Genomic DNA, 21,347 nt, shown 5'->3' on the forward strand with positions numbered 1-21,347 from the left:
AAGAATATAGGACAATCATTTCCAGCGATAGCATGTCCTATGTTTTTTAGAAGAAAGAAGAGAGCTTGATGATTGGATTCCATTTTCATTTTTCAATGTTAGAAGTTGCCGCTATGAAGAAACAACATGGCTGCTACTTGCGTTCTCCTTCTGTTTTAACCCTTGCACGTGGCAGAAAAAGGCCCTGACCGCTGCTATGCACGGTCAGCTACTCTCGCTCATCTAAAAAAAGTGGGTTTTAGTTAGGTTTTTCAATTTATATTTGTTGCTGTATTGACTTGAAAATTAGGTAAATGACTGTTTTTTTGGCAAATAAGGTGATTTTATTTCCATTCTGGCGCATCTTATCATAAAATGAGAGTACAAGATTCTAACTTTTTGTAATATGATTGGGGAGTCCCTTCATAACCATTCCAAATAGGAAGGGAGAGGTGCATTATGGATATTGAAAGAGTTAATGATCATACGATGAAATTTTATATCTCGTACATTGATATAGAAGACCGCGGATTTAACCGCGAAGACATTTGGTATAATCGCGATAAAAGTGAACAATTGTTTTGGGAAATGATGGATGAAGCACGCGACCATGATGACTTTTTTATAGATGGACCGCTGTGGATTCAAGTGCAGGCGCTTGAAAAGGGAATTGAGGTACTTGTAACGAAAGCACAACTTTCAAAAGACGGGCAAAAATTAGAGCTGCCAATTGGCCTTGATAAGATTATCGATATTCCTTTAGATGAACGAATTGAATCGTTATTTGAGCAGGAGTTAGAAGAGGCAGGAGCAGGAGCAATTTTTAACGAAGATGGTACATTTGGTTTTTTAATTAAATTCGACGACTTTGAGCATGTTATTTCATTAAGTCATCGACTTATATTTGAAGAGATAAGAGATGAATTATATTCATTTGAAGACCGCTATTATGTATATGTCGAGTTTGATGAGGTAGTGCACGATGAAGAGGAAATTGACCGTATTTTAAGCCTGATATTAGAATATGGAGAGGAATCCGCTTTAACAATTCATCGTGTTCGTGAATATGGAAAGCAAATTGCTGCTGAAAGGGCACTTGAAACAATTCGTCATCATTTTTCTCCTGGAATGTAAGCCGATTTCCTTATAATGAAATCGGCTTTTTAAATGCGTATATGCGTGCAGTGATTGTAAGTAAGGGGGCCGGATATGAAAAATACGTTGAAGCTATTGTTCTTTTTAATTGGTTTATTTACGGTATTTATTTCGTTGCGTCTATTTATTGATGTAACATTTTATTCAGATGTAATTGGCATTAAAGATATTTCGTTTTTAGGAATTTTAAGTATTTTATTTACAATATCAGGGTTTCTAATTGGCTTTGTCATCTTTTTAGAAAATCGTCATCCCTCGAAAACATTAACTTGGTTAATGGTACTTGGCATTTTTCCGGTAGTTGGTTTTTTTGCATATCTTCTGTTTGGACAAAATTTTCGCAGGAAACGAATGTTTCAAAAGAAAGCGCTTTTAGACGAACAAGCATTTTTACAGTATAAAGGGCATGAGTATGATCAAGATCGTATATTGAAAAAGCATGGACATCAAGAATTGTTATTTCGGTTAGCTGATCGTCTAGGGGCATTAAATATTTCCTTTCATACGGAAACGAAAGTATTAACAAATGGAAAAGAGACCTTTCAAGCTATTTTAGATGGGTTGAAAAAGGCAAAGCATCATATTCATATGGAATATTATATTGTGCGTGATGATAAAATTGGCACAAAAATTAAGGACATCCTTATTCACAAAGCAAAAGAGGGTGTGGCCGTTCGATTTTTATATGATGCTGTAGGGAGCTTTAAACTTTCAAACACATATATTGAGGAATTGAACAATGCTGGTGTGGAAATGGTCCCGTTCTTTCCTGTACGGTTTCCGATTTTAAACGACAAGATTAACTATCGAAATCACCGGAAAATTATTGTTGTTGACGGAAATGAAGGGTTTGTTGGCGGTTTAAATATTGGAGACGAGTATTTAGGAGAAAATAAATACTTTGGTTTTTGGCGAGACACTCATTTGTATTTACGAGGCGAAGCTGTGCGAAGTTTACAACTTATCTTTTTACAAGATTGGTTTTATATGACGGGGGAAGCTGTATTAACTCCTGATTATTTACAGGCGGATGTTGTAAAAGGGGATGAACAGGGAGGCGTGCAGCTTGTTGCAGGCGGACCTGATAATAAGTGGGAAACGATTAAGCATTTATATTTTGCAATGATTGCCTCGGCACGAAAATCAATTTGGATTGCAACGCCGTATTTTATTCCAGATGATGATATTTTATCGGCACTAAAAGTAGCGGCTTTAGCAGGTATTGATGTTCGCTTATTAATGCCGAGTAAACCGGATAAGAGGACTGTATTTTATGCGTCTCGTTCTTATTTTCCGGAATTGTTAGAGGCAGGAGTCAAAATATATGAATATGAAAAAGGTTTTTTGCACAGCAAAGTTGTGATTGTTGATTCTGATTTAGCGTCAATTGGAACAGCAAATATGGATATGAGAAGTTTTCATTTGAATTTTGAAGTGAATGCTTTTTTATATGATACAAACAGTATTCGCAAACTTGTGACTGATTTTGAAGAGGATTTACAAGCGTCGAATGAAATTCATGTCGATCGCTTTAATAACCGTCGTCTTGTGATGCGGATTGTGGAATCGACATATCGTTTATTATCTCCTTTACTTTAAAGGCTCATGGAAATGAGTCTTTTTTGTTTTAGGGGAGTATATGTAGGCAATTCATGATGGACAACTGCCTGTAAAAGCCCGATTGGTGAGAGCTTTCCTTCAGTAAAAAAACCTTACTGAAGGAAGTTTCACTTTATCTGGGCAGGAACTCGCCCGTCGTTGTCGAATAGTCCATACGGAAGAAAGGAGTGATTTTATGTTTGTTGCAAAGAGAGAAAATGGAGAAGAAATTCATCTTCTTCATGGATGGAAGGAAAAGCAACTTATGATGTTGCGGAAGAACGAGCGCTTTTTCTGTCCCATTTGTGACTTCGAAGTACAACTGAAATTAGGAAAACAAAAACAGTGGCATTTTGCTCATAAGAAATCACATAGCTGTAAAATTGAGTATGAAAATGAATCGGCGTATCACTTGCGGGGGAAAGAACAGTTATACAGATGGTTTCAGTCACAAGTTTGTTCAATAAAAATAGAGCACTATTTACCAGCGATTCAGCAGCGACCTGATTTGTTTGTCACAATTGGTAATCGGCAAATTGCGATTGAATATCAATGCGCAACTTTATCAGAGAAGCAGTTGTTAAAACGGACGGAAGGGTATTGGAAAGAAGGAATTCAAATATTATGGATTTTAGGAGGGAATCAACTCAAACGTCACGGGGCCTATTGGCTGTCGCTTTCCTCTTTTCATTCCTGCTGTGTGCAATACCACCCCAATCCACATCTCATCTATTTTTGCCCCGATGCAAAAGCTTTTTTAAAATGTAATCTTCTTTTACCTTTTTCCTCGTCAATTGTTTTTTCACATGCAATTTATTTTCCCCTTCCTATCACTACATTTAAAACTCTTCTTACAACATCACCTCTTTCTATTCAACCTTTAAAAAAAGAGTGGATGAATAAAAAACAGCGCTTTAGAGCAAATAGCATTCATATATGGAAGCAAGGCGAGCGTTCTTTTTTAAAGCTTCTTTATGAGCCTCACATATCCCTTTCTTGTTTTCCTCCTGAAATAGGTGTTCCGTTACCGTCGCTTTTGGCATTTCGTACGCATTCTTTCATATGGCAAGCTTATATTTTAATTGAACTACTAGGGAAATTTGCGGTAGGAGAATATTTTTCATTGCATACTGTTTTTCAGTATGTTGAACGGCATCGGGGGATTCGGAGACGCTTCCTGCCATATTTTCCACAAATATTTTGGCAGCAAGCAGTGAAAGAATATATGCAATTTTTATGTATAATTGGGGAAATTGAGCAAGTAGATGTTTACAAATATCGAAAAATACGTTGTTTTATTGTTCCTAAAACAGAAGAGGAAGTGCAGAAATTTGATCACTTATTTTTAACAGAAGCTTTTATGCTGCTGAAATCAAATTACAACATGAGTGAAGGGAAAACGGATATAATAGAAAAGTACCCAGAAGGAATTACATAAGAAGAATCGAATTGTACTAGGAGATAGGAATAAGGAGGGTTTACAAATGACTGAACAAAAAACAGCAAAAGCTTTGCCAGCGCGTAATGAAATTGAAGTAGAAAACACGTGGCGCTTAGAAGATATTTTCCAAACAGATGCAGAGTGGGAAGCAGAATTTCAAGCGGTGAAAGAACTATTGCCAAAGCTGACGGAATTTAAAGGGAAACTTGGAGAGTCAGCAAATGCATTGCTAGAGACACTGCAATATGAAGATGAAATATCAATGCGTCTTGGTAAATTGTATACATACGCACATATGCGCTATGACCAAGATACAACAAATTCATCTTATCAAGCATTAAATGACCGTGCGACAAGTTTGTATTCACAAGTATCAAGTAGTATGGCTTACATTGTGCCAGAAATTTTAACCATTGCAGAAGAAACGTTGCAATCATTTTTACAAGAGAATAAAGAACTAAAGGTATATGAGCATGCATTAGAAGAAATTACGCGTCAGCGTCCTCACGTATTATCAGAGGCAGAAGAAGCGTTATTAGCGCAAGCTTCTGAGGTTATGAGTGCATCTAGTAATACATTTGGTATTCTAAATAACGCAGACTTGAAATTCCCATCGATTCAAGATGAAAATGGGGAAGAGGTTGAAGTGACGCACGGACGTTATATTCAATTTTTAGAAAGTGATGATCCTCGTGTTCGTCATGATGCGTTCCATGCAGTTTATGAAACGTATGGAAAGTATAAGAATACATTTGCGAGCACATTAAATGGTGCGATTAAACGAAATAATTTTTATGCGAACGTTCGTAAATATGATTCCGCTCGCCAAGCGGCACTAAGCAATAATAATATTCCAGAGTCTGTATATGATCAGCTTGTGGAAACAGTAAATGAAAACTTACATTTATTACACCGTTACATTGATATTCGAAAACGAGCACTCGGATTAGATGAATTGCACATGTATGACTTATACACACCGCTCGTACCAGAAGTGAAAATGAACGTCACATATAAAGAAGCGCAAGATATCCTTTTACAATCATTAGATGTACTTGGAGACGAGTATGTTGAAATCTTAAAAGAAGCGTATGAAAATCGCTGGGTAGATGTATATGAAAATAAAGGGAAGCGAAGCGGTGCTTATTCATCTGGTGCTTATGGAACAAATCCATATGTATTAATGAACTGGCATGACAATGTAAATAATTTATTTACGCTTGCGCACGAGTTTGGTCATTCTGTGCATAGTTACTATACAAGAAAAACGCAGCCTTACGTGTATGGTGATTATTCGATTTTCGTCGCAGAGGTAGCGTCTACATGTAATGAGGCGCTATTAAATGATTATTTATTAAAAACGACAGATGATAAGAAGAAACGTTTATACTTATTAAATCATTATTTAGAAGGTTTCCGTGGTACAGTGTTCCGCCAAACAATGTTTGCTGAGTTTGAACACGCTATTCATCAAAAAGTGCAAGAAGGTCATGCTGTAACGCCAGATATGTTAACGGACATTTACTATGATCTAAACAAAAAGTATTTCGGTGATAGCTTAGTGATCGATAAAGAAATTGGTTTAGAGTGGTCCCGTATTCCACATTTCTATTACAATTATTATGTATATCAATATGCAACAGGCTTCAGTGCAGCAACTGCTCTATCAAAACAAATTTTAGAAGAAGGTAAGCCAGCTGTAGAACGTTACATTAATGAGTTCTTACAAGCGGGAAGTTCTGATTATCCAATTGAAGTATTGAAAAAGGCTGGTGTTGATATGACGTCATCAGAGCCTGTAAAGGAAGCAATGCAAGTATTTGAAGAGAAATTAAATGAATTAGAAGCACTTCTATTTGAAGAGAAGTAGAAAGAGAACGAGAGTCGCATGACTCTCGTTTTTTTGTTCCGCTATTCGTGGGCAGTAAGACCCCCACTTCAAGATTAAGAGGAAATCGATGTCCAGTTCCAGTGGCTAGAATGTTCGGTGGCTTCGCTTCTTCCTACGAGGTAAAAAACACCTCTCTGCCTTTGGTGCGGGCGTCCTGCGATTCTGAGCGAGCCGCTTCGGCTTTTCTAAAGAATAGAGGTGGGGGATAATTGTCCGTAAAAGCCCGATTGATGAGGGCTTTTCATCAATCGGGCTGAAAAAAAACCACTGATGGAAGTTTCACTGTATTTAAAATCCTTTAAAACGCTTTTGGTTAGTGAAATAAGATACAGCGAATATAATTGCTCCAAATAAAAGGGGAAGTGCTAAAATAAGCGGAAACACTTGTAATAATGAGAGGATGTATAAACAAAAAAACACAAAAATAATACAAAGGAATAATACAAGATAGGATTTTTTCAATGAAAACCCTCCTAAAAAGACTCTTTATATATTGTATTCTAAAATGAAAACGTTTAGAATGTGACAGAAATGTGAAATTAAACAAAAAAGGTTGTCAATTAACGTCGAATCTTGTAATATAATAAACGTGAACGAATTCACATACAAACATATACCCCTTTGTTTGAACGTGAAATTTCTCCCATCCCCTTTAATATTTTTATAAGCCGTAAAGAAAACGACCTAGTGTTTACACTAGGTCGTTTTCTTTTGTAATCCATTTCCAATACCGTTCTCGTTTTATATCAATCATGCTTACTTTTCTCTTCAATAACAATTTTTTCATTTCTCGTTCTGCTTCGTTTTCAGAGTAATTATAAATAAAAGCAATTTCTTTTGTAGACATAAATTGAACATGCTCTAGTAATAGTTCTAGAGAAGGAAGTGGCTGTGGCTCGATGTCTTCTTTTACAATTTCTTTTAATACTTGTACATATACATCGTAACAATAAATGCCGCCAATTTTAATTCCTTCTTCGTTTGAATTCGCATGAAAGAACACGAGAGAAGGAATTTCTGTAATGTGCATTTCATTCGTGAATTTTAAATCACATTGAAATGCTTTTGCCGCACTTACAGAATTCAAATCTTGTTTGAATTCTTTCGCATCAATTCCACTTTGCTTTGCACATGTGAGCAGCGTATCTATAGTTGGTTTCGCTATATTTTCAAGTAAAATAGACTCTTGTAGTTTTCGTAAAAATTTCGAACCTGCTTTTCGACCTTGTAATTCTGCCGCTTTAATTGCAATTGAAGTCACATACGGAGTTGATGCGCCGCCGTGCGTATATACTTTTCCGTCGCAAGAAAACCCTTGTAAACTTGTTGTTTTCTCCCACACAAATCGAATATTAGCAGGTTTATTCCATTTGTGTGATGGGGAAATAGCCCCTTCTACTTTACCAGTAACGATGTGACGGAGTGAAAAGTATTTTCCATATTCGAGCCATAATTTAATTATGATTGGCTCAATTTCCCAACAATCTTTACAGAGTGGATCAATAAATAAATATGCTTCTACAGACTTAGGTTCACATTTTGAAGGAGAGATTGGCACAGTACGTTTTATTTCCTGTTTATCCATTAAGCTTCACCTGTTTCAGGAGTATTAACCATATGCTGTGCAGTTAATGTCAAACGTTCAAATACAAAATCACGAATCGGTCCATTTACATCCGTATCATCCATCGCTTGCTCCATACATGAGAGCCAGGCTTTTGCCCGCTTTGGTGTAATTTCGAATGGCAGATGACGAGCGCGTAGCATTGGGTGACCATGTTCTTCTGTATAAAGGCTCGGTCCTCCTAAATATTGCGTTAAAAATTGTTTTTGCTTCCTAGCAGTTTCTGTTAAATCGTCTGGGAAGATGGGAGATAAGTCAGGGTGTTTACTGACATAGGAATAAAATGTGTCGACTAATTTTGCAATGCCTTGTTCACCGCCAATTGCTTCAAATGGTGTCGTTGGTTGCTTGTTCATCCTTGTAACTCCTTTTTCCATCAAATATATATCTATCCCCGCTATTATTTGTAGCAAGACAAAGAAATAGGCAAGAGATAATGTAAGGCCTGATTGGTGAGAGCTTTCCTTCAGTGGAAAAGGCGCCCCTGAAGGAAGTTTCACTTTATCCCGCTCTAACGGGCAGTAATTTTAAGTATCTCAAGATGAAAAACTGCCCGTAAGAACCCGATTGGTTCAGCTAACCTCTTGTGAGGAAAAACGTCTCACAAGAGGAAGTTTCACTTTATTGTAGCAACGGATTGTTATGAAGGGCAAATAAATAGCTCTTAATCAATCCTTTGCTAGTTTATTTCTCTTTTTGCTCTTTGGCAAGAAAAAAGCGTTGTACTTTATTTTTTGTATGTCTGACAGGAATATTATGCGCCTTTAAGAAAGAAGAAAATGCAGCTTGTCCAGCCTGCTCATCGCTTACTTCATATTCGATTTCATAATCATCATGCTCGTAATAAAAACTATGATCGAATACCAGTGTACCGACTTCAAAGGTTGTTTCTGCTCGTTCAGTTGTTAAGCTTCCCATATACTGTAGTGAAGAAACAAGAATTTGGAGGGTTTCTAATTGCTTAGAAACGGCACCCTCGATTAATGTATTTGTTTCAATCATTATGTTTGCTTCTTCTTCTGTTAACGTTTGATGTGTTTCTAACAAGCCAATCTCTGCTGGCTGTTTTAGTGTTAGCGTATATGTGTTATTTTTATAGCGAATACGAAGGGCAGCACCGGCGTTTTTTAATGAAAATGCTGGTGTTTCGAAATAATGATTAATTTGTTTTGCGAATGTTGTAATGGAAAATGTGTGACATAAAGAATGGAATTCCTCTTTTGTAACCATATTTTTAAATTCAATTTCAATTTCTTGTTTCATATGTATGCTCCTTTTATGAAATATCCGTTACTCATTATCGCTTTTTCCTAAATTTCAATCAATGTTTTATTTGTTTCAGTGTATGTTATGTTACAATGAAAGTGTTGATTATGACAGGAAGTATAATATGGAGGAGTTAAAGTATGCAAAATAAAATTCAAGTTAAGAGCGTAGAAAAAAGAGAGAATGCTCTTATTTTTTGTGCAGAAAATATAGAGTTATGTGTAGAAGAATTGAAAGCGCGTAGTCATGTGCTTGTGGACTCAGATAATTTATCATTTTTATATATTTTAGAGAATGAAACATCCTTTATTTACGTAAGTATCCCGCAAACGTGTTGGGAAGAGTTAAAACATGCAATGAAGAACGATGAAAAGATGTTTGTTCGTATTCAAGACGTTGAAATTGAGTTAGAACAAATGAAAGAGGAATTAGAGTATTTGATTGGAAATATTGAAGGAAATGCAAATTACGGTGAGGAACTCGTAAATGAAGTAGAAAGAGTGTTTCTGTAAAGGGAAGCTTTCAGTGAGGGAAAAGAAACTGATTTGTTTTGGTGGTGGTTACATTGGATCGAAATTGGGAAGAATTTTTAGCTCCCTATCATCAAGCTGTAGGAGAATTGAAAGTAAAATTAAAAGGAATGCGTTCTCAGTTTGAAATGTTTGCCGAACATTCGCCGATTGAGTTTGTAACAGGCAGAGTCAAATCTGTTGCTAGTATTATTGATAAAGCAGAAAAACGAAACATTCCGCTTAGTCGTTTGCAAGAAGAGATGCAAGACATTGCGGGGCTTCGGATGATGTGTCAATTTGTGGATGATATTAAGCCAGTTGTAGAGTACTTACGAAAACGTAACGATTTTGAAATTGTGGAAGAACGCGATTACGTGACGCAAAAGAAAGAAAGTGGATATCGCTCCTATCACGTTGTTATTGGTTACCCAGTGCAAACGATTCGTGGAGAGAAAAAAGTATTAGTTGAAATCCAAATTCGAACGTTAGCAATGAATTTTTGGGCAACAATCGAGCATTCTTTAAATTATAAATATCGTGGACGTTTTCCAGAAGATATTAAAGTGCGTTTGCAGCGCGCAGCTGAAGCAGCTTACTTATTAGACGAAGAGATGTCTTCGATTCGTCTTGAAATTAAAGAAGCACAAAAGATTTTTTCACGCAAAAAAGAATCGAAGGAAACAGAATAATAAACTAAAGGGTGTTGGGCGATGAAATTTGCAATTATGTCAAAGGGAGATCAATCATCAAATGCGCTTATGAGTACGATGATGGAGTACTTATGTGATTTTGAATTTACAATGGATGAAAATGAGCCAGATATTGTAATTTCTGTTGGAGGAGACGGAACGCTGCTGCATGCGTTTCATCGCTACCAGAATCGGTTAGACAAAACAGCATTTGTCGGAGTGCATACTGGGCATTTAGGGTTTTATGCAGATTGGTTACCGACAGAAGTTGAGAAGCTTGTCATTGCGATTGCGAAAACGCCTTTTCAAGTTGTTGAATATCCATTATTAGAGGTCATTATTCGTTATATGAATGGGAATAAAGAATCACAATATTTAGCGCTAAATGAAGCGACGGTAAAAAGCAGTGAAGGAACACTTGTTATGGATGTAGAAATTCGCGGTGAATATTTTGAAACATTCCGCGGCGATGGTCTCTGTATTTCAACACCTTCTGGTAGTACTGCGTATAATAAAGCGCTAGGCGGTGCAATTATTCACCCGTCTTTAGAAGCAATTCAAGTTACGGAAATGGCGTCCATTAATAATCGCGTTTTCCGTACGGTTGGATCTCCGCTCGTATTACCGAAGCATCATACATGTGCGTTAAGACCAGTTACCGGAATGAACTTGCAAATTACAATTGATCATTTAGCGATGGTGCATCAAGATGTTAAATCAATTCAATACCGAGTGGCAGATCAAAGAGTTCGGTTTGTTAGGTTTCGCCCATTTCCATTTTGGAAGCGAGTGCGCGATTCGTTTGTCGCGGATCAGTAAGGGAAATCTTATAGCGGCGGGTGTTTTCCCGCTGCTATATCAATATAAATTGAAAAAACGACACAAACCTTCTTTCTTTTTAAGTGGGCGAGAGCGTCTGGCCATGCGTAGAAGCGGTCAGGTCTTTTTTTGCCACATGCAAGGGTTAGAAAGTAAGTAGCGGGTTCCTTTGTTCTGCGTAGCAGCGATCTAGATGTTGAAAGAGCGAAATGAATTTACCCCGCTATTCGTGAGCGGTTTTTCATTTTGAACACATCATTAGAGAGGGTTAGAAGAGAGCTATGCAATTGAGAAGGTTTATGTTAACGTGGTGTATAACAAAAGCTGATGAAGGAATGCTTATTCGAGAATTTTTGAAAGCGAAAGGTATTTCGAAAGCAGCGTTAACTGATATAAAGTTTCATGGCGGTGTGATTGAAGTCAATGAACATCATGTAAATGTACGTCATGTTTTGCAAGAAGGTGAAAAGTTAGCAGTATGTTTCCCGCCTGAGCAAAGAAGTGAAGGGATGCTAAGTGAGAATATCCCTCTTTCAGTTGTGTATGAAGATGATTCGGTCCTTGTTATTAATAAAAGGGCTTATATGTCAGCAATTCCGTCAAGAGAGCATCCGAGCGGGAGTGTAGCAAATGCTCTTTTGCATTATTATGATCAGCAAAATCTTGCAAGTACAGTACATATCGTCACAAGGCTTGACCGAGATACATCTGGTTTAATGTTAATTGCCAAAAATCGTTTTATTCACCATTTGTTATCGAAACAACATCAGCAAAAACAAGTGAAAAGAACATACGAAGCAATTGTTCATGGAATGATAGCAGAGGATAGTGGAACAATTGATGCTCCGATTGCACGAAAAGATGATAGTATTATTGAGCGCATAGTCCGCGGGGATGGGCAGCGAGCTGTGACTCATTTTCATGTACAAAAAAGATGGAAAAATAAAACGCATGTAGCACTTCAATTAGAAACAGGGCGTACGCATCAAATTAGAGTACATATGGTGCATCTTGGTCATGCGTTACTTGGTGACGATTTGTACGGCGGAAAAACGGATGAAATAAAAAGGCAGGCACTGCATAGCACAAGTTTAACATTTTATCATCCGATATTGGAAAAGCAACTGAAATTTCATGCGGAGTTGCCCGAGGATATGAAAAAGCTGATGGAATAAGGGTTCCATCAGCTTTTTTAGTCAATAGAGCGAAATTTCTCCGGTACAAACGGCATCGAAGAAGGAACTGAAACAGTCTCTATTTCTGGATAACGAAGCCCGGTTAATTTTCCGCCAAATACAGATCCAGTATCGATATTCACAGTATGATTGACGAAGCGAGGTTCTTGTACAGGTGTATGCCCATATACAATCCAAGCCTCCCCATTATAATGCTTCGCCCAGTCACGGCGGACAGGAGAACCGTCAGGGTGCTTTTCACCTGTAATATCCCCGTATAAAACGAAAGTTTGCACTTTCTTATCGCTTCTTCCGATATAATCTTGGCGAATGCCAGCGTGACAAACAACGAGTTTTCCCTTATCTAGCACGTGATAGAGCGGTGATTGTTCGTACAAGTCAATAAACTTTTTCTGGATAATTTTTTGATCGCGTGTGTGTAATGCCTCGTATTCTGCAACAGTTGTTTCTAAGCCGTGTGTTACTTGTACATTGCGACCAAGAAAGTAACGATATAATTTATTACAATGATTCCCCGGGGCATAATATGCTTCTTTTTTATGTATGACAAGTTCCCATACAATTTCAATCATTCGAAGAGAATGAGGACCACGATCTGTAATATCGCCTACGAAAGCAAGCTGTCGTTTTTGCGGATGAACAGGTAACCCGCTATCCCATGTATAGCCAAGCTGTTTTGTTAATGATGTAAATTCCTCTAAACAGCCGTGAATATCGCCAATAACATCATATTTCATATGAGATCACCTACTCTTTTTTGATTAGTATACCGCTAAGAGGGTAAGAAAAAAACCATATCCACTCGGATATGGTTTAATCAAACATAAATTTCTTCGTTCGTGACTGTACATTTAGAATGAAGCCAATCGCAATCATATAGGTGACCAAGGAACTACCACCGTAGCTTAAAAGCGGTAATGTAATACCGGTAATAGGAAGTAGTCCAATTGTCATACCGACATTTTGGAATACTTGGAATGTAAACATCCCGATTGTTCCGGCGCATATATAACTGCCGTATGGATCATTACTTTCTAGCGCAATGTGAATCATACGATAAATCAGTAGGAAGTAGAGTGAAATAACGACGCTTCCTCCTAAAAATCCGAACTTCTCAGCGATATTTGTAAAGATAAAATCTGTATGAGGTTCAGGGAAGTATACTTGTCCACCGTTCCAACCTTTTCCGTATAACTCACCTGATCCGGTCGCTAAAAGAGCTTGGGTTAACTGATAACCTTGCGTTGGGTATTCGTAAGGTGCTAACCAACCATAGAAACGGTCTAATTGGTATTCTTGTAAAATATGTGCTTTGAAGAATGCGGTGTGTGCAAAGTAAATATATACAAAGAGCGCACCAACTGCAACGACAATACCTGCTAACCCGAAAATAAAGCGCCAGCGAACGCCGGATACTAAAATCATCGCAGCAAGCATCGCTGAAATTACCATCGTATTTCCTAAATCCGGTTCTTTTGCAATTAACAATAGCGGTGGTAAGCTCGCTGCAAATATTTTTCCAAGTAAGAGCAAATCTTCGTGTGGTGTGCGAACTACATATTTTTCATTATGATCTACGATAAGACGACCAACGACAAGAATTAAAAAGAGTTTCATGATTTCTGACGGTTGGAAATTACCGATACCTGGAATTGAGTACCAAGCGGTTGCCCCTTTAATTGTTACTGCGCCTGGAAAATGAAACTCGAGTCCAAGAAGAAGAACCATTGCGAATCCATATAAATACCAGCAAATTTGTTTATAACGATCAAAGTCGATTACCATAACGGCAACAATTGCTACCACACCAATTACATACCATTTAATTTGCTGGGCAACGAAGTTAACCTTTTGTAATTTTGGCGGCAAGGACGGCTGTGCCATTGCGATGGCAAAACAACTTACTGTAGCGATTGCAAGTACAATTAGTATTAAAACGTAATCTATTTGATATCGAGAATTTTTATCTTTCACCGTACTGTATTCCTTTCTATGACTCATTGTTATTAAAAAAGACACTATTACCATCTTAGCTGATTTTTTGTTGTTTGCAAATATGTTGTTTAGATTTAAGTAGGCGAATGTCAGATGAGGGACGGTTTAATTTGGTGTTGTTATATTTGGATTCATATATGAGTAGAGATAATGCGTTAATTCATAATCATAAAATAAAAATGAAAAACATAAATTTTCTTTAGGGTTTCTTTTGCAAAAATTGTATTATTGCTGCCGCTTTCATAAGTAGTGGAACTCTATAGGAACATCAAAAATAGACAAAATAAATCATTAATACATTGTTAATGAATCATGGTTTGGAAAAAAGGAATCTCTACTACCATGAATCGGAAGATAATTAGGGGGAGGGCTGTTTCTTGAACTGTTGAAAAAGGCAATTTTATTCGAAATTTGGCAAGAGGATGAATTGTATTTACCTGTTACGGTTCCAGTTCCGTATTATGTAAAAGAATATATATAAGCTCACTATTTAAAACTTATACAAGAAGTTAAACCGAATTACGAATCACGCTTACAGGGGTTAGATTGGCCGGCTATTGCGCACAGTATGGTTGGTCGCATGCGAATGAAGCAATTACAATCAGCACTGGAGACAGTCGTTAAAGAAAATATTGAAGAGAATTTTATTGAAACAGGTGTATGGCGCGGTGAATCATGCATTTTTATGCGTGATTTTTTTCAAGCATATGGTATAACGAACCAAAAAATATGGGTAGCGGATTCGTTTGAAGGATTACCAAGGCCCAATGTTAAGAAATATCCGCAAGATGCAGAGGACACTTTGTATACGTTGGATTATTTACGTGTTTCGTTAGAACAAGTACGAGAAAATTTCAAGAAATATGATTTGCTTGATGAGCAAGTTCAATTTTTGAAGGGATGATTTAAAGATACGTTGCCAACTGCACCTATTGAGAAGCTAGCGATTGCTTGGCTAGATGGGTGATCTTTATGAATCAACAATGGATAGGTTAACAAATTTGTACGATAAAGTAACAGAAGGTGGCTTCGTTATTATTGATGATTACGCTTTGCCAACATGTGAAGCGGCAGTTACTGATTTTCGAAAGGAGAGAAAGATTACAGAACCGCTCATTAAAATTGATCATTATGGAATGTACTGGAGAAAGGGAACGTCGTAAACTTCGGGTAGTTCGATGTATAAATAGCATGCGAGGGGAAGGGGCGTTTTATGTTAACAAGTATTGTTATGTTAACTCATAACCAACTCCATTACACAAAACAGTGTATTGATAGTATAAGGAAATATACAAAAAAAGAAAGTTACGAGTTAATTGTTATCGATAATGCATCAACAGATGGAACTGTAGAGTGGTTACAATTACAACCGGATATACTGCTTATGAAAAATACTACTAACGTTGGATTTCCGAGCGGTTGCAATCAAGGAATTGAAAAAGCGAAAGGCGACAACATTTTATTATTAAACAATGATGTAGTTGTAACGGAAAACTGGTTAACGAACTTATTAATTTGTTTATATGAACAGCCTGATACAGCGGCTGTAGGACCGGTAACGAACAGTGCTTCTTATTACAGTACAATTCCTGTTCCTTATACACATATAGAAGAGATGCAAGAGTTTGCTGCTATGTATAATCAAAGTGATGCAACGAAATGGGAAGAAAGAATAAAATTAATTGGCTTTTGTATGCTTATAAAGAGAGTGGTTTTAAATGAGATTGGTTTACTAGATGAACGGTTTACACCAGGCAATTATGAAGATGATGATTTATCGCTCCGAATGCGCCAAAAGGGTTATAGACTATATTTATGCCGTGATACATTTGTTCATCATTACGGAAGTGTGTCGTGGAAAGAAAATATTCCCCAATATTCTGCTTTATTGTATGCGAATGCGTTAAAATTTCAACAGAAATGGGGATTCCCGTCTAGTGATTTATTCATTCGTTTCGATTTATTACAACTGTCGGATATATATTACAAAGAAGGGATGAATGTCCTTCATATTGGTGCGGGGTGCGGTGCAACATTACTTGAAATGAAGTGGCGTTATCGAAATGGAAATTTCTTTGGTGTTGAAGAGAAAAAAGAAGCTGTAAATATTGCTGAATATGTAGCACCGACATTGCATGTGAAACTTAATGAATTAGAGGGCAAATTTCTAAATGAAAAGTTTTCTATTATCCTCCTTTCATGCCCTGTGTACCGAGAACATATGGTAGCAGTCATAAGAGGTGTTTCTCGTTTATTACATCGAGATGGTGTTCTCATTATGGCGTTTCCTAATTCGAATTACTACACACGAATTGAACAACGATTTCAACTTCAAGGGGAGAATGAGGAAGCTGAACAGAGTTATAATTTAGCAGAAATCATGATTTTATTAGAAAAAGAACAATTAAAAGTGATTAAAATTCAAGAATTGGGAGGCGATTTAGGAAGATGGTATGAGCAATATGCCTCCTTTTGCAACGCACTTATTGGTAGAATAGATGCACATTTAGTAGGGTATAGTTTAATCGTTTCACATGCATAACATAGATGACGGCGTATGCATAGGAGGGGAAGGGAATGGAAACAGAAGACTCCCCTTTATATCGAGAAAAGCATGATAATTATTATGAAGGTGCAAATCCTTATTTATTAAAGCATATTAAAGCTGAGTGGAAGGAAGTTCTTGATATTGGTTGTTCACGAGGCAGGTTAGGAGCTGCGATAAAAGACAAGGGGATACGTGTTTCTGGTATCGAAGCTTTTGAAGAGGCAGCACAAATCACAAAAACAAAATTGGATCATGTAATCAAAGGTAATATAGAAACAATGGATTTACCATATGAGAAAGAACAGTTTGATTGTATTATTTTTGGAGATGTATTAGAGCATTTATTTGACGGATTTCACTTTTATGATGTTTCACAGTCATTTGAATTTCGCAAAGCAAGTTATTTAGTAGGGGTTTTTAACCAAATGCATCCATGGTGTCTTCATTATAATGGGGATGATTTTGATGCATTGGCATATGGAAAATATTTTTGCGTAATTATATGAATAGTTCATTTCCAGCATAAGGGAGTGATTGTGATGAAGGGGGTTATTTTAGCGGGAGGAACGGGATCAAGACTATATCCGATTACGAAAGTAACAAATAAACATCTCCTTCCAGTTGGGCGATATCCGATGATTTATCATTCAATATACAAATTAAAACAATGTGAAATTACAGATATTATGGTGATTACCGGAAGAGAGCACATGGGGGCTGTTGTGGATTTTTTAGGGAGCGGGGATGAATTTGGTGTATCGTTTACTTATCGCGTGCAAGACCGTGCGGGAGGAATTGCAGAGGCTTTAGGATTATGCGAGCATTTCGTTGACATGGATCGAATGCTAGTTATACTTGGAGATAATATTTTTTCAGACGATCTTCGTCCATATGTAGAAGAATATGTGAAACAAGAACAAGGGGCAAAAGTATTACTAAAAGAGGTAGAAAACCCTACAAGATTTGGCGTACCGTCTATTAAAAATGGAAAAATTATTAGAATTGAAGAAAAGCCGAAAGAACCGAAAAGTTCATATGCAGTTACAGGCATTTATATGTATGATGCACAAGCCTTTTCATATGTAAAGCAGCTAAAGCCATCAGCAAGAGGTGAGCTTGAGGTTACAGATTTGAACAATTGGTATTTACAAAAGGGACTTCTTACTTATAATACGTTAGGCGGCTGGTGGACGGATGCAGGAACTCACACTTCTCTTCAAAGAGCGAATACGTTGGCAAGAAATATAGACTTTGGAAAACAGTTCAATGGAGAGTAGGTGAGTATATGAAAGTGATTGACACGTCTTTTCATGATGTGAAATTGTTAGAACTACATTTGTTTAAAGACGACCGAGGTTTTTTTATGGAAAGTTACAATAAAGAAACACTAGAGAAGATTGGTATTACCTATTCATTTGTACAAGATAATATCTCTTCTTCTGCGAAGGCAGGTACGATTCGTGGTTTGCATTTTCAAAGGAAACCGAAAGCGCAAACGAAACTAGTTCAAGTTATACAAGGTGCTATTTATGATGTCATTGTTGATTTACGTAAAGAATCCCCTACTTATAAACGGTGGCAAGGTTATATTTTAAGTGAAGAAAATCGCCGGCAATTGCTCGTTCCAAAAGGTTTTGCTCATGGATTTTGTACGCTTGTTCCGCATACAGTTGTTATGTACAAAGTTGATGAGTACTATAGTGCTCTGCACGATAGCGGTGTATTTTGGAAAGATAAAGATTTGAACATTCTATGGCCGGTCAAAGAACCTACTTTATCAAAGAAAGATCAACTACTACCACTGCTTATTGAGTGCCAAGGTTGTTTTTAAATAGGAGAGTTGTCTATGAATATATTAGTAACAGGCGGAGCTGGATTTATTGGTAGTAATTTTGTTCATTATATATTGAAACAATACGATAATTACCATGTTATTAATTATGATGCATTAACATATAGTGGTAATCTTGAAAATTTACGTTCTATTGAGCGAAATCCTCGCTATATTTTCCAAAAAGGAATCATTCAAAATCGTGAGCTTTTAGAATATGTTGTTCAGAAATACAAGGTAGATGCTATTGTTAACTTTGCAGCCGAGTCTCATGTTGATCGCAGTATTGAAAATCCTATGCCTTTCTACGAGACAAATATAATTGGGACGGTAACGTTATTAGAGTTAGTCAAAAAATATCCTCATATTAAAATGGTGCAAGTCTCAACAGATGAGGTATATGGTTCATTAGGAGAAGTAGGGAAATTTACAGAACAAACACCGTTAGATCCGAGCAGTCCATATTCTTCTAGTAAGGCGAGTGCAGATATGATTGCTTTATCATACTATAAAACGTATCAATTACCTATTATCGTCACGCGTTGCTCTAATAACTATGGACCATATCAATATCCGGAGAAATTAATTCCACTTATGATTACAAATGCACTAGAAGGGAAGAAATTACCGTTATATGGAGATGGATTGAATATTAGAGATTGGCTTCATGTGAATGACCATTGTAGTGCAATTGATGTTGTATTGCATAAAGGGAAATTTGGAGAAGTATATAATATTGGCGGAGATAATGAAAAAACAAATATAGAAGTTGTAGAGCAGATTATGACGTTACTAAAAAGAGGAAGAGATGATATTCTTCATGTAAAGGATCGCTTAGGGCACGACCGCCGCTATGCAATTAACGCAAAAAAAATAAAACAAGAATTAGGATGGCAACCGGCGTATACGTTTAAGAAAGGGATAGAAGAAACAGTCCATTGGTATGAACAAAACGAGCAGTGGTGGCGACCGTTAAAAGAAAAGTAAGGGGTTCGCAGATGAAAGAACGGATTATGATAACGGGAGCAAATGGGCAATTAGGGAGACAAATAGTAGAGGATTTTGGCTCGGAGTTGTATGAAATATATCCATTTGACAAGAAATCGTTAAATATTACCGACATGTCACAAGTAGAGCATGTGATGAAAACGATAAAGCCTCATATCATTATACATTGTGCTGCTTATACAAAAGTAGATCAGGCAGAAGAGGAACAAGATTTAGCTTATGTAACAAACGCAATTGGAACAAGAAATGTCACGGTTATGGCGCAAAGTTTAGGGGCAAAGTTTATTTATATCAGTACAGATTATGTATTTTCCGGCAGTAGAATAGAAGGGTATCATGAATGGCATATACCAGAACCAGTAAATGTATACGGTCTTTCTAAATATGCAGGAGAGGAATTTGTAAAAAGTTTTCATGATCAATACTTTATTATACGCACGTCATGGCTTTACGGAAAGAACGGAAATAACTTTGTGAAAACGATGTTACGGATTAGTGAAGAAAAAGAGCTTATAGCTATTGTTTCTGATCAAATTGGATCTCCTACCTATGTAAAAGACTTAGTTCACGTGATAAAAAAAATCATGAATACATCATTATATGGAATATATCATGTATCAAATAGTGGATCGTGTTCTTGGTATGAATTTGCTAAGCAAATTTTTTCTTATGCAAATAAAAAAGTAAACGTCGTACCTATTTCAACCGAAGAGTTTGGGGCAAAAGCATTGAGGCCGAAATATTCAATTTTACAGAACAAAATGTTAAAATTAAATGGTTTTTCGCAAATGCCAACTTGGGAAGAAGGATTAGAGGGATTTTTTAGCGAAACAAAGAATCACTAGTGAAGGTGAGCTAGTGATTTTTGTTTGCCTTTACAGTATTTTATGTTAATATAAAAATAGTACCAGGTTCTAATAACAACTATAATATATAAATATAGGAGGATAAATATATGGATCTTCTCAATGTAAAAGGAAAAAATATCGTTGTAATGGGTGTTGCGAACCAAAGAAGTATCGCTTGGGGCATTGCTCGTTCATTACATAATGCTGGAGCAAACTTAATTTTCACATATGCTGGTGAACGCTTAGAAAAGAATGTACGTGATTTAGCAGAATCATTAGAGGGACAAAAATCACTTATATTACCATGTGATGTAACAAATGATGAAGATATCGCGAGCTGCTTCCAAACAATTAAGGAAGAGGTTGGTGTTGTTCATGGACTAGCTCACTGTATTGCATTCGCAGAGCGCGATGATTTAAAAGGTGAGTTCGTTGATACATCTCGTAACGGTTTCTTATTAGCGCAAAATATTAGCTCATTCTCTTTAACAGCTGTATCAAGAGCAGCAAAAGAAGTAATGACAGAGGGCGGCAGCATCGTTACATTAACGTACCTTGGGGGCGAGCGCGTTGTATCAAACTACAACGTAATGGGCGTTGCAAAAGCATCGTTAGAAGCGAGCGTAAAATATTTAGCGAACGACTTAGGAAAGCATAACATTCGTGTTAACGCTGTTTCAGCAGGGCCAATTCGTACATTATCTGCAAAAGGTGTTGGCGACTTCAACAGCATCTTAAAACAAATTGAAGAACGCGCTCCACTTCGTCGTAACGTAACACAAGAAGAAGTAGGAAACACAGCGTTATTCTTATTCAGTGACCTAGCAAGCGGTGTGACTGGTGAGAATATTCATGTAGATTCTGGCTATCATATTTTAGGATAATGTGTATGTTTTTCTGTAAGAAGAAAATAGAAATGATTTTTCGGAAGACAGAACATATATAA

At 36.9% G+C, this 21,347-nt stretch carries 19 protein-coding genes and 4 pseudogenes; 17 read left to right on the top strand and 6 right to left on the bottom strand.

Going from position 1 to position 21,347, the window contains the following annotated elements:
- The first annotated feature begins 438 nt into the window (after nucleotides 1–438).
- From mecA to pepF, 4 genes are all read left to right on the top strand, one after another.
- Entirely contained in the window at nucleotides 439–1,113 is a 675-nt protein-coding gene (gene mecA / locus PLX19_RS04640; RefSeq protein WP_272187329.1) for an adaptor protein MecA, read from the top strand.
- 75 nt (nucleotides 1,114–1,188) lie between these two features.
- Complete coding sequence (gene cls, locus PLX19_RS04645) at nucleotides 1,189–2,733, top strand: cardiolipin synthase (protein WP_272187330.1); 1,545 nt, start codon at nucleotides 1,189–1,191, stop codon at nucleotides 2,731–2,733.
- 196 nt (nucleotides 2,734–2,929) lie between these two features.
- A complete protein-coding gene (locus tag PLX19_RS04650; protein WP_272187331.1) occupies nucleotides 2,930–4,171 on the top strand; it encodes a competence protein CoiA in 1,242 nt (413 codons plus the stop codon).
- Between the two features lie 46 nt (nucleotides 4,172–4,217).
- On the top strand, nucleotides 4,218–6,044 hold the full coding sequence (pepF, locus tag PLX19_RS04655) for an oligoendopeptidase F (protein WP_272187332.1): 1,827 nt from the start codon (nucleotides 4,218–4,220) through the stop codon (nucleotides 6,042–6,044).
- Between the two features lie 309 nt (nucleotides 6,045–6,353).
- Here the strand turns inward: pepF and PLX19_RS04660 are convergent, their stop codons facing one another.
- The 4 genes from PLX19_RS04660 to PLX19_RS04675 all read right to left on the bottom strand — a co-directional run bounded on the left by PLX19_RS04660 (nucleotide 6,354) and on the right by PLX19_RS04675 (nucleotide 8,952).
- Nucleotides 6,354–6,527, bottom strand: a complete 174-nt coding sequence (locus tag PLX19_RS04660; protein ID WP_272187333.1) for a hypothetical protein — start codon at nucleotides 6,525–6,527, stop codon at nucleotides 6,354–6,356.
- A gap of 229 nt (nucleotides 6,528–6,756) precedes the next feature.
- Nucleotides 6,757–7,650: a ClpXP adapter SpxH family protein gene (locus tag PLX19_RS04665; RefSeq protein WP_272187334.1), complete on the bottom strand. Its 894-nt coding sequence runs from the start codon at nucleotides 7,648–7,650 to the stop codon at nucleotides 6,757–6,759.
- A complete protein-coding gene (locus PLX19_RS04670) occupies nucleotides 7,650–8,045 on the bottom strand; it encodes a globin domain-containing protein (RefSeq protein WP_272187335.1) in 396 nt (131 codons plus the stop codon). The genes PLX19_RS04665 and PLX19_RS04670 overlap by 1 nt, the downstream gene beginning before the upstream one ends.
- 328 nt (nucleotides 8,046–8,373) lie before the next feature.
- Nucleotides 8,374–8,952: a CYTH domain-containing protein gene (locus tag PLX19_RS04675; RefSeq protein ID WP_272187336.1), complete on the bottom strand. Its 579-nt coding sequence runs from the start codon at nucleotides 8,950–8,952 to the stop codon at nucleotides 8,374–8,376.
- A gap of 143 nt (nucleotides 8,953–9,095) precedes the next feature.
- Between PLX19_RS04675 and PLX19_RS04680 the strand changes: the two genes are divergently transcribed.
- The 4 genes from PLX19_RS04680 (at nucleotide 9,096) to PLX19_RS04695 (ending at nucleotide 12,150) form a co-directional block, all read left to right on the top strand.
- Complete coding sequence (locus PLX19_RS04680; RefSeq protein ID WP_272187337.1) at nucleotides 9,096–9,467, top strand: hypothetical protein; 372 nt, start codon at nucleotides 9,096–9,098, stop codon at nucleotides 9,465–9,467.
- Nucleotides 9,468–9,520: 53 nt separating this feature from the next.
- Nucleotides 9,521–10,156, top strand: coding sequence for a GTP pyrophosphokinase (locus tag PLX19_RS04685; protein ID WP_272187338.1), 636 nt, complete (start codon nucleotides 9,521–9,523; stop codon nucleotides 10,154–10,156).
- 21 nt (nucleotides 10,157–10,177) lie between these two features.
- Entirely contained in the window at nucleotides 10,178–10,975 is a 798-nt protein-coding gene (locus tag PLX19_RS04690) for an NAD kinase (protein WP_272187339.1), read from the top strand.
- Between the two features lie 287 nt (nucleotides 10,976–11,262).
- Nucleotides 11,263–12,150, top strand: a complete 888-nt coding sequence (locus tag PLX19_RS04695) for an RluA family pseudouridine synthase (RefSeq protein ID WP_272187340.1) — start codon at nucleotides 11,263–11,265, stop codon at nucleotides 12,148–12,150.
- A gap of 17 nt (nucleotides 12,151–12,167) precedes the next feature.
- Here PLX19_RS04695 and prpE read toward each other — a convergent pair whose 3' ends face one another.
- A complete protein-coding gene (gene prpE / locus PLX19_RS04700; protein ID WP_272187341.1) occupies nucleotides 12,168–12,908 on the bottom strand; it encodes a bis(5'-nucleosyl)-tetraphosphatase PrpE in 741 nt (246 codons plus the stop codon).
- Between the two features lie 76 nt (nucleotides 12,909–12,984).
- The gene (locus PLX19_RS04705; RefSeq protein WP_272187475.1) at nucleotides 12,985–14,145 is read right to left on the bottom strand and encodes an FtsW/RodA/SpoVE family cell cycle protein; all 1,161 of its coding nucleotides are present in this window, start codon (nucleotides 14,143–14,145) and stop codon (nucleotides 12,985–12,987) included.
- A gap of 391 nt (nucleotides 14,146–14,536) precedes the next feature.
- On the opposite strand from PLX19_RS04705, the pseudogene PLX19_RS04710 reads away from it, so the two are divergent.
- The 9 genes and pseudogenes from PLX19_RS04710 (at nucleotide 14,537) to fabI (ending at nucleotide 21,285) form a co-directional block, all read left to right on the top strand.
- Nucleotides 14,537–15,329 (top strand): annotated as a pseudogene (locus PLX19_RS04710) (TylF/MycF family methyltransferase).
- Between the two features lie 50 nt (nucleotides 15,330–15,379).
- Nucleotides 15,380–16,471: pseudogene (locus PLX19_RS04715) on the top strand (glycosyltransferase); the annotation flags it as partial.
- Nucleotides 16,472–16,743: 272 nt separating this feature from the next.
- Nucleotides 16,744–17,068, top strand: a pseudogene (locus PLX19_RS04720) (class I SAM-dependent methyltransferase); the annotation flags it as partial.
- Nucleotides 17,050–17,220, top strand: a pseudogene (locus tag PLX19_RS26125) (glycosyltransferase); the annotation flags it as partial. The pseudogenes PLX19_RS04720 and PLX19_RS26125, both read left to right, overlap by 19 nt.
- 33 nt (nucleotides 17,221–17,253) lie before the next feature.
- Nucleotides 17,254–17,991, top strand: coding sequence for a sugar phosphate nucleotidyltransferase (locus PLX19_RS04725; RefSeq protein ID WP_272187343.1), 738 nt, complete (start codon nucleotides 17,254–17,256; stop codon nucleotides 17,989–17,991).
- An 8-nt stretch (nucleotides 17,992–17,999) separates the two neighbouring features.
- Nucleotides 18,000–18,545, top strand: coding sequence for a dTDP-4-dehydrorhamnose 3,5-epimerase (rfbC, locus tag PLX19_RS04730; protein ID WP_272187344.1), 546 nt, complete (start codon nucleotides 18,000–18,002; stop codon nucleotides 18,543–18,545).
- A 15-nt stretch (nucleotides 18,546–18,560) separates the two neighbouring features.
- Nucleotides 18,561–19,532: a dTDP-glucose 4,6-dehydratase gene (gene rfbB / locus PLX19_RS04735; protein WP_035437175.1), complete on the top strand. Its 972-nt coding sequence runs from the start codon at nucleotides 18,561–18,563 to the stop codon at nucleotides 19,530–19,532.
- 11 nt (nucleotides 19,533–19,543) lie between these two features.
- Nucleotides 19,544–20,398 (top strand): dTDP-4-dehydrorhamnose reductase, encoded by an 855-nt coding sequence (gene rfbD, locus PLX19_RS04740; RefSeq protein ID WP_272187345.1) that lies wholly within the window; start codon nucleotides 19,544–19,546, stop codon nucleotides 20,396–20,398.
- Between the two features lie 110 nt (nucleotides 20,399–20,508).
- Nucleotides 20,509–21,285, top strand: coding sequence for an enoyl-ACP reductase FabI (gene fabI, locus PLX19_RS04745; RefSeq protein WP_035437171.1), 777 nt, complete (start codon nucleotides 20,509–20,511; stop codon nucleotides 21,283–21,285).
- Nucleotides 21,286–21,347 lie beyond the last annotated feature (62 nt).

Source organism: Bacillus sp. BP-3 (genome assembly GCF_028401955.1).
Lineage (GTDB): Bacteria > Bacillota > Bacilli > Bacillales > Bacillaceae_G > Bacillus_A.